Here is a 12,262-nt window from a genome sequence, read left to right on the forward strand (position 1 = left end):
GCTACTCGACTATTTTCAATTGTGCAGGCATCGGTCCGGAACGCAAAAGCAAGGCCAGATCATCGGCGTTCTCCTTTGTAAGGTTGCCCGATATCTGGCCGCGGCCGTTAAGAATTGGCTCGCGGACGACTGGCACCGAAAGCACTTGGTTGTCGAGGATCATCGCAAATAGCTTGCCGACATTCTGCGAGGTCGCCTGCGCAACGCGTGCCGTTGCCCTGGAATCGAAGGTGAACGAAACCGCCGGCTCATTTGTGACGGAGTTGGGAGTCGCCTGAGCATTGACAATGTCGTCACTGGAAACGATCGTTCGGCTCTCAACCAGATAGGGAACCGGTGGATCGTCCTTCGAATAAACCACCACCGAGCCAGCGGGCGTCCGGCCATTGATCGCATCAGCGACCGGCATCGACTCATCAACCCACTGAAAAGTCAGCATTCCGGTTCGGGTGAGAATTCTCCTCAGCCTTTGCAAATCCGCAACGCCCGAGGTCCGGACCAGCATACCGTCTTCGCCCTCTGGCCGCACTACTGGGTCGGCAACACCAAGATCACGCAGGCGATTCTTAATGACCACGATCGACTGCGCAAGCGCGATCGACATCCGATACTTGATGCCTGTGTCTGTTACCGTGAACTTGAGCAACGCTGCTCCGGTATCATCCAGGATCACTTCCTGAACCGGACCAGCGCTGCCAAGGACAGGATCAGTCACCGCCTCCAATGCCATCTTGGCCGCGCCGACCTGAGCGGCGTCGGTGATATGCACCTGAACGGCCCGACCCAACTTAGCAAGACCAGTATAGCCGATCCTTGCATCGCGCAGCAGCGTCCTGATTTCGTCACGCGTCGCCTCCAACCGGCGATCGATCACATCGGTCGCGTCCAATCGAAGCAGCACGTCCGCGCCGGCAGCGTGAAGACTGGGCGCGTCGACGAGCATTGTGGCCATAGCAAGCCAGATCAGGATCATTTTCAGGCGCGAAAAATGGACCATACGCCGTCTTTTGTCAGAGCTCTGCCCGCGGATCGCTCCGCTTGGGAAACTGGCTTACTTCTTGGCGTTCTGGTTGGCCACCGGCTCGCCCTTGACCCGAACATCGGCGATCGTCGAGCGCAGCGCCGTCACCTTGGTGCCGCCGCCAAGGTCGATCTCAAGCTCATTGTCGTCGATCACCTTGGTCACCTTGCCGACGAAGCCGCCGCCGGTGATGACCGTGTCGCCACGGCGCACGGCCGAGATCATCTCCTGGCGCTTCTTCAACTGGGCGCGCTGCGGCCGGATGATGAGGAAATACATGATCACGAAGATCAGAACGAACGGGAGTATCATGCCGATATCCCCGAACGGACCAAGCGGAGTTCCGGTAGCTTGGGCGTATGCCGGTGTGACGAACATCAAGAACTCCTGGTTACGAAGAAGGCCGTAGGGCGGCCTCGCCAAATTTGGCCGGAATATAGTGGGTAAAGTTACCAATGCAACTGCGCGGCCGGGCTTTCAGCTGCTTTTCCGGCCGGTTGACCCGTGTTAGAGCATGCTCCCGGAATACGGGCGTGGTTTTCGCAAAAGATCATGCCCAAACAAAAGCTTGGAACCGGTTTTTCAGCCGCTTCCACCAAGACGATTTCGCCCCGACGCAGTTTTGTGCGGAAACATAAAAGACGAGACATGACCGACAGCACCATCGAGGCCCTGAACCAAAAGCTAGACCTCCTGATCGAGGCAGTCACCCGCCTCGCTCCGCCGCCAGTGCCGCAGACCGATCTTGCCGTGGCCGATTGCTTCGTCTGGCAGGCCGATCCCGGCTATCTCGAGCCGGTGCGCAAGGTCAACCGCGTCGACATCGGCCTGATCCGCGGCGTCGACCGCGTGCGCGACATTCTGGTCGAAAACACGGAACGCTTCGCCGCCGGCCATGCCGCCAACAATGTGTTGTTGTGGGGTGCGCGCGGCATGGGCAAATCCTCGCTGGTCAAGGCCGTGCATGCGCAGATCAACGCCCAGGCCAAATCCGACCTGCCGCTCAAGCTGATCGAGATCCATCGCGAGGATATCGACACGCTGCCCAGGCTGATGGGCCTGCTTAAGGCGGCGCCGTTTCGCTTCATCCTGTTTTGCGACGACCTCTCCTTCGACCATGACGACACCTCCTACAAGTCGCTGAAGGCAGCCCTTGAAGGCGGCGTCGAGGGCCGCCCGGCCAATGTCATCTTCTACGCCACGTCGAACCGCCGGCACCTGTTGCCGCGCGACATGATCGACAATGAGCGCTCGACCGCCATCAACCCGTCCGAGGCGGTCGAGGAAAAGGTTTCGCTGTCCGACCGTTTCGGCCTGTGGCTCGGCTTCCACAAATGTTCGCAGGACGAATATCTCGATATGGTCAACGGCTATGCCACCCATCATGGACTGAAGATCGACCCGGAGCAGCTGCGCGCCGACGCCCTGGAATGGGCAACGACACGCGGCAGCCGCTCGGGCCGCGTCGCCTGGCAATTCACTCAGGATCTGGCCGGCCGGCTCGGCAAGCCGCTGAACGACTGATTGATTTCCGTCAGGTCACTGAAAAAGCCCGCCCCTTGCGGAGCGGGCTGAGCCGGCGGGCCGGACTGGAGGTCAGACGGCCTGCAAAACGTTTATTGTTCTATTCCCGACTATTCGAGATAACCTGAGGGGTCGACCGGGGCCGAGTTCTTGCGCACTTCGAAGTGCAGTTTCGGCGAGTCGGTGGTGCCGCTCATGCCCGACAGCGCGATCTCCTGGCCGCGCTTGACCTTCTGGCCGCGCTGCACCTCGATCGACCTGGCGTGGCCATAGACGGTGACCAGCCCGTTTTCGTGGCGCACCAGCACCGTATTGCCGAATTCCTTGAGGCCGTCGCCGGCATAGATGACCACGCCGTTCTCGGCCGCCTTGACCGGCGTCCCCTCAGGCACGGCGATGTCGACGCCATCCTTGCCGCCACCAAAATTGGAGATGACGCGGCCACGCACCGGCCAACGCATCTTGCCGATGCCGGTGGCATCGGGCGCAACAGCATCGTCGTCCTCGGCCTGCTGGATGACCTTGGCGTCCTTCTTCGGCGGCGTGTAGGTGGCGAGTGTCTCCGTCGGCTTTGCCTCCGGTTGGGTGGTCGCGGTCGTCACCGGATCAACTTTGGTCGGCTTGGCGCTGGCGACCGTTGCGGTGCCACCTGCCGGAACCTTCAGCGTCTGGCCGATCTTGAGCAGGCCGTCCTGCATGCCGTTCGCCTGCTTCAGCGCCACGACGCCAACGCCGGTCTTCCTGGCGATGGAGGACAGGCTGTCGCCCGACTGGACCGTGTAGGTGCCCGCGCCGGCTTTTGGCGCGGCCGAGGCAGTCTGCGCCGGCTTGTCGGTCTTCGGCTTGTTCGCTGCCGAAGCGTCAATCTGCGCGGCGGACTTGCCGTCCTTGAGTTTCGGCTGCTGCGGCAGTACGGCGATCTTCTCCGGCGCCGGCGCCTTGGGGCTGTTTGCCGGCTTGCCGTCGGCAAGTTTCGGCTCTGTCCCCTTGCTTGAATAGGCATAGGCCGGGATGACCAGTTTCTGACCGGTCTTCAGCCCCTTGGTGGCGCTCAAGCCGTTGACCTTCATGATCACGTCGGCGGGCACATGATAGCGATGAGCGATGCCGGAAATGGTCTCGCCGTCGCTGACCACGATCTCGGTCGCATGCGGCGTACCAGCCGCAACTGGTTTCGGATCGGAGTCACCGGCATTCTTGAACGGCCTCGCCGGCTGGACGGTGCCGGTAGTCGTTCTGTCGACATGCGGTGCCGGTGCAAGCGCCGGCGCGGAAGCGGTGCGCATCGGAGCAGCTTTGGGCGCGCTCGGCGGCGGCAGCTGCTGGACGGTGACTGGCTCCAGGCTGGAGCGGCTGACCGACTGGCTATGGCTGCCATCGACAGGTGCCGCAGCGATCGGCTCGGCCGCCACATCGCCCGGATAGGGCTGCGCAGTGCTCTGCTTGTCAATGATGGCGCGCTGATTGTTGGTCGAGGAGGTGAAGACGTCGTCGACACCATTGAACCGCGAGACTTGGGAGCTACACCCCGCCGCCACTCCGGCTAGCATGAGGACAGCGCAGCCCCGCGACAGAGTACGCCCGTTTGCCTTCAAAACACTGAATTGCATCGCACTAACCCGCACAGACCCGGTACACACTGGTCATGATTAAAGCGCGTTAATGTTACTGGCGGGTTAACCCCATAGAATCAGACGCAAATTTTCTTAAAACATTTTCGAATGCGCCGAAGCTGCGTTGATTCAGATCGGCCCGAGTCGAAAATGACAGGTTCTGAGAACCGGCCTACGCCGGCCGTAGCCTTCATAGAGCGGAGGCATTTATGACGGCTTCGGCCGGCGAAGGCCGGAGCGGAGCGTACTCAAACACGTGAGCATCGGATGCGCAGGAAGCTGGCATTTGCAGGCCGGCCTCACCTGAATATCGGTGCACCTAAATAACCGCCGCAACGCTGCGCAGGATCGGCTGCAGGCGCACGGTGCCGATATCCTCGCGCTCGAAGCGGCTGCCGACCTTGGTCAGCTTGGCCAGCACCTGCTCGCCCTCCTCCGGCCCGATCGGGGCAATGACGATGCCGCCGCTCGACAATTGGTCGAGCAGGAAGCGCGGCAGGCTGTCGAAAGCCGCCCAGGCTACGATGCGGTCGAACGGCGCTTCGTTGGCAAGGCCGTTGGAACCATCGGCCTGGCGCACGATGACATTGCCGATGCCGAGCGCCTCGAAGCGTTGCCTGGCCTGCTCGGCCAGCGTCTTGTAGCGGTCGACGCTGACGATGCGAGCCGCGAGCCGCGACATCACCGCTGCCGTGTAGCCCGAGCCGGTGCCGATCTCGAGCACCCGATTGCCGGGCTCTATTGCCAGGGCCGCAATCACCGCCGCCTGCAGGTCGGCGCCCTCGATCGCCTCGCCGCACTCGATCGGCAGCATCCCGTCCGACCAGGCGATCGAATGGAACTGGCCGTTGAGGAAGCCGCGCCGCGGCGTCGCCTCGAAGGCTGCGATCAGCGCCTTCGGCACCGCGCCTTGGCCGCGCAGGCGCAGCAGGAAAGCGGCAAAACCCTCGCGATCGTCGAGCGGCAAGTTCATGCCAGAACCTTCTTCATGCGAACACCTTATTCAGACAGCGCCTTGGTCAGTTGGTCACGGATTTCATGCGCGGTGAGGTCGAGCTGCAGCGGCGTCACCGACACGAGCCGGTTGCGCAGAGCATGGAGATCGGTGCCTTGCTTGCCCTCGACCGGCTCGCGGCCGAAGCGCAGCCAGTAATAAGGCAGGCCGCGCCCGTCGCGGCGCTCGTCGACCCACAGGCTGTGCACCAGCTTGCCTTGCGACGTCACGACGGTGCCGGCGACCTCGTCAGGCAGGCAGTTGGGAAAGTTGACGTTGAGCAGCACGCCGTCCGGCAGCGGCATGGCGACGAGCTTTTTCAGCAGCGCCGGCGCCAGCACCTCGGTGGTCTCATAGGGAACGACGCGGTCCTCGCCGACATAGGAATAACCCTGGCTGAGTGCGATCGAGCGGATGCCGAGCAGCGCGCCTTCCATGGCGCCGGCGACGGTGCCGGAATAGGTGACGTCGTCGGCGATGTTGGCGCCGGAATTGACACCGGACAGGATCAGGTCCGGCGCGCCAGGCAGGATCTTCTTGACGCCCATGATGACGCAGTCGGTCGGCGTGCCGCGCACGGCGTAGTGTTTCTCGCCGATCTTGCGCAGCCGGAGCGGCTCCGAGATCGACAGCGAGTGCGCGTAGCCGGACTGGTCCTGCTCCGGCGCCACGACCCAGACATCGTCCGACAGCGTGCGGGCGATGCGTTCGAGCGACGCCAGGCCCTCGGCATGGATGCCGTCATCATTGGTCAGAAGGATGCGCATTACTTCGATTCGATCTTCGCCAGACCGCCCATATAAGGCCGCAGCACTTCAGGAATGGTTACGCTGCCATCCTCATTCTGGTAGTTTTCGATGACGGCAATCAGCGCACGGCCGACAGCGGTGCCCGAACCGTTCAGCGTGTGCACAAAGCGGTTGCCCTTGCCATCCCGGTCCTTGTAGCGGGCATCCATGCGCCTGGCCTGGAAGTCGCCGCAGACCGAGCAGGACGAGATTTCGCGATAGGCGTTCTGGCCGGGCAGCCAGACCTCGATGTCGTAGGTCTTGCGCGCGCCAAACCCCATGTCGCCCGTGCACAGGACCATGGTGCGGAACGGCAGCTCCAGTCGCTTCAGCACCTCTTCCGCGCACTGCGTCATCCGCTCGTGCTCGGCGAGCGAAGACTCCTGGTCGGTGACCGAGACCAGCTCGACCTTGTAGAACTGGTGCTGGCGCAACATGCCGCGCGTGTCGCGGCCGGCGGAGCCCGCTTCCGAGCGGAAGCACGGCGTCAGCGCCGTATTGCGCAGCGGCAGCTTTTCATGGGCCGTGATTTCTTCGCGCACCAGGTTGGTGAGCGGGACCTCGGCGGTTGGAATCAACCCGAGCCGGCCATCGCCATGCTGCACGAAGAACAGGTCGTCCTCGAATTTCGGCAGCTGGTTGGTCCCGAAAAGCACTTCGTCGCGCACCATCAGTGGCGGGATGACTTCTTCATAGCCATGCTCGGTCGTGTGCAGATCGAGCATGAACTGGCCGATGGCGCGCTCCATCCGCGCCAGCCCGCTCTTCAGCACGGTGAAGCGTGATCCCGACAGCTTTGCCGCCCGCTCGAAATCCATCATGCCGAGCGCTTCGCCGATCTCGAAATGCTCCTTCACCCAGTTCGGCCGGGTCGGCACCTCGCCGACGATATGCTTGACGACATTGTCGTGCTCGTCCTTGCCGACCGGCACGTCGTCGAGCGGCACATTCGGCAGCACCGCCAGCGCATCGTTCAGCGTCTTGTCGAGCTCGCGCTCGCGCGCCTCGCCATTCTGGATGAAGGTCTTGATATCGCCGACTTCGGCCTTGAGCTTTTCGGCAAGTGCCGTGTCGCCCGAACGCATGGCGTTGCCGATCTCCTTCGAGGCGGCGTTGCGGCGTTCCTGCTTGGTCTGCAGCTCGGTGACGTGCTCGCGCCGCGCTTCGTCCTTCTTGATCAGCTCATCGACCGTGGACTGCGCCTCGTCAGCCGACCACGAGCGCTTGGCCAGCGCCTCGACAAGGGCCTTCGGGTTGTCGCGAATCCATTTGATATCAAGCATGGTTGGTCGTCCTCGAGCTAAGGCCTGAGGGCGTAAACCGCATCCTTCATCGATGCAAGATGGCGGCTGTCGCGTTTTTCCGCTAACGCGGATACCCGAACGCGACAGCCTATGAACGAGCCTGCTTTGAGGACGCGTCCGCCGCCTTTTCGGCCACGGCTTCGGCGGCTTCCTGCTTCTCGCGCGCCAGCTTCTGCTTGACCTGATCGCGCTCGATCAGCCGGGCCGCCCAGATCGACACCTCGTAGAGCAGGATGGTCGGGATGGCCAAACCGATCTGGCTCATCGGATCAGGCGGCGTCAGCACCGCCGCGACGACGAAGGCGATGACGATCGCCCATTTGCGCTTCTCGGCCAGCGCCTTCGACGACAGCATGCCGACGCGCGTCATCAGGCTGGTCACCACCGGCAGCTGGAACACCAGGCCGAAGGAGAAGATCAGCGTCATGATCAGGCTGAGATATTCCGACACTTTCGGCAGCAGCGAAATCTGCACCTGGTCGTCGGTGCCGGCCTGCTGCATGGCGAGGAAGAACCACATCACCATCGGCGTGAAGAAGAAATAGACCAGCGACGCTCCCATCAGGAACAGGATCGGCGATGCGATAAGGAACGGCAGGAAGGCGTTGCGTTCGTTCTTGTAGAGGCCTGGCGCGATGAATTTGTAGATCTGCGTGGCGATCAGCGGAAAGGCGATGACCATGCCGCCGAACATGGCGAGCTTGACCTGGGTGAAGAAGAATTCCTGCGGCGCCGTATAGATCAGCTCGACCTTGTGCGGATCGAGCCCGGCCCACTGCGTGGCCCACTTGAACGGAACGACCAAAAGATTGAACAGCTTCTTGGCAAAGAAGAAGCAGACGAGGAAGGCGACGAAGAAACCGCCGATCGACCAGATCAGCCGCCGGCGCAGTTCGATCAGATGCTCCATCAGCGGAGCCGACGACTTCTCGATCTCGTCCTTTTCGCTGTCCGTAATGCTCACTTGGCGGCCCCCGCCGTCTTCTTGGACGCGGGCTTCGTGGCCGGCGCAGGCTTCGGCTCAGCCTTTGCGACTGCCTTCGGTGCAGCAGCGTGCTTGGTGGCGGCTTTTCCAGGTGCAGCCTTGGCGGGCGCCGCTGACGGCTTGGCCGCAACCTTCGCCGCAGGCGCCGGCTTTGCCGGTGCTGCCTTGGCTGCCGCTGTTTTGGTTGCCGGGGCCTTTGATATCGCAGCCCCCTTGGCGCGCGCGTTTCGTGGCGCTGCTGTTGCTGCAGCCGGTGTCACCACCGCCTGATCGGTCATCGCCGGAAGGATCGGCGCCGCCGGCGCTGTTTCCGGTCCGTTGACACCCGGCATCACCGTCGCGCCGTTCTTGAGCGGCTCGGCCGGCTGTGGTGTTTCTGCCGCGGGCGTTGAGGGGTCGACGGCGGGCTTCGGCTTCATCACCGCATCGACGCCGGAGCGAACCTCGGCTGCCGCCTGTTCGAACGGATTGAGCTGCTTGCGGATTTCGGCCGCCGGATTGAGGCCGCGCAGCGTATCGACAGACTTCTTGACGTCGTCGAGCTCGGCTTCCTTCAACGCCTCGTTGAACTGCTTCTGGAAGTCGGAGGCCATGGCACGCAGCTTCGCCGTCGTGCGGCCGAAGGTGCGCAGCATATTGGGCAAATCCTTGGGTCCGACGACCACGATCATGACGATCGCGATCACCAGCATTTCGGTCCAGCCGACTTCAAACATGGCAATCAGTTCCGACTAGTGCTTGTCGCCCAAAAGTGCGAAGCGGTTTTGGGACAACGACTTGCACAAAAGCAACAACCTTCGGCTCAGCTCTTGCTGGCCTTTTCCTTCACTGCCGAAACGGTCTCGTCCGGGCGGTGCTCGACGGTGCGCTTGTCTTCGGCGGTATCGTCGTCGGCCATGCCCTTCTTGAAGCTCTTGATGCCCTTGGCCATGTCGCCCATCAGCTCGGGTATCTTGCCGCGGCCGAACACCAGCAGCACGATCACCAGCACGATCATCCAGTGCCAAATCGAAAATGAACCCATTGTAACTCTCTCTCGAATGTTTTCCCTGGCGATGATCTATGCGTTTTCGCGTTGGGATTCAAACACAACAGCGACAAAGTTTATGAAGGCGCGGCTTATGTCACGCATTTTCGGCAAAGCTGCCCGCTACCAATCGGCGCATCTACCGCAGCAATGCAGCTTTTTGACAGCGGCTTGCGGTCAATCTTCCGTGACGCGCGGCGTCAGCAGGCCGAGTTCCTCGAGATCGATGTCGGTCAACGCATCCTCGTCCTCGGTCAGCGCGTCCGGATCGGCCGGCGGCAACGGGATGGCGAAATTCGACGGCATGCGGCCGGAGAGCAGCCCTGCCCCCTTCAGTTCGTCCATCCCAGGAAGATCGCGGATCTCCTCCAGTGCGAAATGGTCGAGGAAAGTGTCTGTCGTGCCGTAGGTGACGGGACGGCCGGGCGTGCGGCGGCGGCCGCGCATGCGCACCCATTCCGTTTCGAGCAGCGTATCCAGCGTGCCCTTCGAGGTCTCGACGCCTCTGATGTCCTCGATCTCGGCGCGCGTCACCGGCTGGTGGTAGGCGATGATCGCCAGCACTTCGAGCGCGGCGCGCGACAGCTTGCGCTGCTGCACCGTGTCGCGGCTCATCAGGAAGGCGAGATCGCCGGCGGTACGGAAAGCCCAGGCATCGCCGACCCGAACCAGATTGACGCCGCGCCGCGCATAGATCTGCTGCAGCTCAGCCATGGCAGCGGCAATGCTGATGCCATCGGGCAATCTGGCTGCGAGCTGCTTTTCGCTGACCGGCTCGGCGCTGGCGAACACGATCGCCTCGGCCATGCGTATGGCTTCGGCCATATGCAGCCGTTCGCCAGGATTCAGAAGCAGGGTATCAGTCGGGTCCTGGGCGATAATGCCCTCCTCGGTCTCTTCTTCGACCTTGAACGGAATGACCGAAGCGTTGGCGCGTTCGCTCATGATGCCACCTCGACTGCCTTGATTGGTTGCGCGCGGCCGCGCAGATAGAGCGGCGCGAACACCTGGTCCTGTCGCATCTCGATGCTGCCTTCGCGCACCAGTTCCAGCGACGCCGCGAACGAGCTGGCAATCGCGGTACGCCGTTCGTCCGGGCTGGTCAGGTAATTGATCAGATAGCTGTCCAGCGCCGTCCAGTCGCGCAGCGAGCCGATCAGCCGGGTCAGGATATCGCGCGCATCCTTGAGCGACCACACGCCACGCCGGGCAATTGTCACATTGGTGATCGCCTGTTTCTGGCGCTGCTGCGCATAGGCGGTGAGCAAATCGTAGAGCGAGGCCGAATAGGCGTTACGCTTCTCGACGATGACCATTTCAGGCATGCCGCGTGCAAACACGTCGCGGCCGAGCCGGTTGCGGTTGACCAGCCTTGCCGAGGCGTCGCGCATGGCCTCCAGACGCTTCAGCCGGAACTGCAGCACCGCAGCCAGTTCCTCGCCGCTTTCGCCTTCCTCGCCGGGCTGCTTGGGGATGAGGAGCTTCGACTTGAGGAAGGCCAGCCACGCCGCCATCACCAGGTAGTCGGCGGCAAGCTCAAGCCTTAGCGCCCTCGCCGTCTCGACGAAGGTCAGATATTGCTCGACCAGCGCCAGGATCGAGATGCGCGACAGATCGACCTTCTGGTTGCGGGCGAGATGCAGCAAGAGGTCGAGCGGACCTTCGAACCCGGCGACGTCGACGACAAGCGACGGGTCGCCGGTCAGCCGGGAATCGTCGTTCTCGGCCCACAGACGGTCCATCGGTGCGGCCTTCGCAGCCTTGCTGTCCAATGTCTCCGCCACTTGTTCCTTTACCTCTGGTTAGAGCATGATGCCGAAAAGTGTGAAGCGGTTTTCGGACGACATCATGCTCTCTCTATCTAATTTAGAGACGGATTCAGATTTCAGGTCGAACAGACCTGAAATCATCCGTCTCTAGGCCACCGCGTCGAAATAGGTGGCAAACTCGGCGCGTATCTCGGTTTCGTCGGCCCGGTCGCGATCCCTTATATAGGTCAGCGCCCGCTTGGCGCGCTCCAGCGACGTCCCTTCAAGTCCCGTGGTTCGCGATGCGATGCCCGCCATCTCCTCGAAAACGCCATTGCAGTGAAGGACCAGATCGCAGCCCGCCGCAAGGATCGAGGCCGCCTTTGTAGGGAAATCCCCAGAAAGTGCCTTCATCGAGGTGTCGTCGCTCATCAACAGCCCGTCGAAGCCGATCTCGCGGCGGATGATCTCGTCGATGACCTTGCCTGACGTGGTCGCCGGGTTGTTCGGATCGATGGCGCTGTAGACGACATGCGCCGTCATCGCCATCGGCAGATGGCTAAGCTCGCGGAAAGGGGCGAAATCATGCCGCTGCAGGTCGCTCAGGGAGGCGTCGACCACAGGCAGCTCGAAATGCGTGTCGGCAAAGGCGCGTCCATGGCCCGGAATGTGCTTCATGACCGGCAGCACGCCGCCCGACATCAGCCCTTCCGCTGCCGCGCGGCCGAGTTCGATGACCGGGCGCGGCTCCTTGCCATAGGCGCGCGCGCCAATGACGTCGCTGGCGCCCTCGATCGGCACGTCCAGCACCGGCAGGCAATCGGCCGAGATACCGTAGCGCAACAGGTCGAACGCGTGCAGCCGCGCCATCAGCCAGGCAGCGCGGGTGCCGGCATCATGGTCCTTGCGCCACAATGCGCCGAGCGCGCCGCCGGCGGGATAGTTCGGCGCCAGCGGCGGCCGCAGCCGCTGCACCCTTCCGCCTTCCTGGTCGATGAACACCAGCGCATCGGGTCGCCCGATACAGTCGCGCATTTCGGCGACCAGATCGCGGATCTGCTCGGTCTCGCCGATGTTGCGCGCAAACAGGATGAAGCCCCACGGGCATTCATTGCGATAGAAACGGATTTCTTCGCGGGTCAGCGATTTCCCGGCACAGCCGAGGATCATGGATTTTGATTCGGTCATTCCGCCAGTTTAGGGCTTCGCGCCGCCAAAGGGAATCTCCCCGGACGGCAAGCGCCTCAACCTCCCGCCC

General features: G+C 62.5%; 13 protein-coding genes. 1 reads left to right on the forward strand and 12 read right to left on the reverse strand.

The features are described 5' to 3' along the window. Position 1: 1 nt before the first annotated feature. Together NKI10_RS06040 and yajC are read right to left on the reverse strand one after the other, a co-directional pair. Positions 2–997, reverse strand: a complete 996-nt coding sequence (locus NKI10_RS06040; protein ID WP_031194771.1) for a SecDF P1 head subdomain-containing protein — start codon at positions 995–997, stop codon at positions 2–4. Positions 998–1,051: 54 nt separating this feature from the next. Continuing rightward, the gene (gene yajC, locus NKI10_RS06045; protein WP_023667680.1) at positions 1,052–1,399 is read right to left on the reverse strand and encodes a preprotein translocase subunit YajC; all 348 of its coding nucleotides are present in this window, start codon (positions 1,397–1,399) and stop codon (positions 1,052–1,054) included. Between the two features lie 270 nt (positions 1,400–1,669). On the opposite strand from yajC, the gene NKI10_RS06050 reads away from it, so the two are divergent. Beyond that, positions 1,670–2,545 (forward strand): ATP-binding protein, encoded by an 876-nt coding sequence (locus tag NKI10_RS06050; protein ID WP_352859142.1) that lies wholly within the window; start codon positions 1,670–1,672, stop codon positions 2,543–2,545. A 110-nt stretch (positions 2,546–2,655) separates the two neighbouring features. Here the strand turns inward: NKI10_RS06050 and NKI10_RS06055 are convergent, their stop codons facing one another. From NKI10_RS06055 to nagZ, 10 genes are all read right to left on the reverse strand, one after another. Next, positions 2,656–4,155 carry a peptidoglycan DD-metalloendopeptidase family protein gene (locus NKI10_RS06055; RefSeq protein WP_352859144.1) on the reverse strand — a complete coding sequence of 500 codons (1,500 nt, stop codon included), beginning with the start codon at positions 4,153–4,155 and terminating at the stop codon, positions 2,656–2,658. 322 nt (positions 4,156–4,477) lie between these two features. After that, positions 4,478–5,131 carry a protein-L-isoaspartate(D-aspartate) O-methyltransferase gene (locus tag NKI10_RS06060; protein ID WP_023667683.1) on the reverse strand — a complete coding sequence of 218 codons (654 nt, stop codon included), beginning with the start codon at positions 5,129–5,131 and terminating at the stop codon, positions 4,478–4,480. A 26-nt stretch (positions 5,132–5,157) separates the two neighbouring features. Next, a complete protein-coding gene (surE, locus tag NKI10_RS06065) occupies positions 5,158–5,919 on the reverse strand; it encodes a 5'/3'-nucleotidase SurE (RefSeq protein ID WP_023681648.1) in 762 nt (253 codons plus the stop codon). After that, a complete protein-coding gene (serS, locus tag NKI10_RS06070) occupies positions 5,919–7,223 on the reverse strand; it encodes a serine--tRNA ligase (RefSeq protein WP_352859146.1) in 1,305 nt (434 codons plus the stop codon). Before serS ends, surE begins: the two co-directional genes overlap by 1 nt. 109 nt (positions 7,224–7,332) lie before the next feature. Then, entirely contained in the window at positions 7,333–8,208 is an 876-nt protein-coding gene (tatC, locus tag NKI10_RS06075) for a twin-arginine translocase subunit TatC (protein ID WP_023667686.1), read from the reverse strand. Continuing rightward, complete coding sequence (gene tatB, locus NKI10_RS06080; protein WP_023741506.1) at positions 8,205–8,945, reverse strand: Sec-independent protein translocase protein TatB; 741 nt, start codon at positions 8,943–8,945, stop codon at positions 8,205–8,207. Before tatB ends, tatC begins: the two co-directional genes overlap by 4 nt. A gap of 86 nt (positions 8,946–9,031) precedes the next feature. Next, entirely contained in the window at positions 9,032–9,253 is a 222-nt protein-coding gene (locus NKI10_RS06085; protein ID WP_023681650.1) for a twin-arginine translocase TatA/TatE family subunit, read from the reverse strand. 180 nt (positions 9,254–9,433) lie between these two features. Beyond that, positions 9,434–10,201, reverse strand: coding sequence for an SMC-Scp complex subunit ScpB (gene scpB / locus NKI10_RS06090; RefSeq protein ID WP_023667689.1), 768 nt, complete (start codon positions 10,199–10,201; stop codon positions 9,434–9,436). Further along, positions 10,198–10,998: a segregation and condensation protein A gene (locus NKI10_RS06095; protein WP_352499670.1), complete on the reverse strand. Its 801-nt coding sequence runs from the start codon at positions 10,996–10,998 to the stop codon at positions 10,198–10,200. The genes scpB and NKI10_RS06095 overlap by 4 nt, the downstream gene beginning before the upstream one ends. A 174-nt stretch (positions 10,999–11,172) precedes the next feature. Then, positions 11,173–12,192 carry a beta-N-acetylhexosaminidase gene (gene nagZ / locus NKI10_RS06100; RefSeq protein ID WP_023681654.1) on the reverse strand — a complete coding sequence of 340 codons (1,020 nt, stop codon included), beginning with the start codon at positions 12,190–12,192 and terminating at the stop codon, positions 11,173–11,175. Between the last annotated feature and the right edge of the window lie 70 nt (positions 12,193–12,262).

Source organism: Mesorhizobium sp. M0802 (assembly GCF_040320115.1).
Taxonomy (GTDB): Bacteria; Pseudomonadota; Alphaproteobacteria; order Rhizobiales; family Rhizobiaceae; genus Mesorhizobium.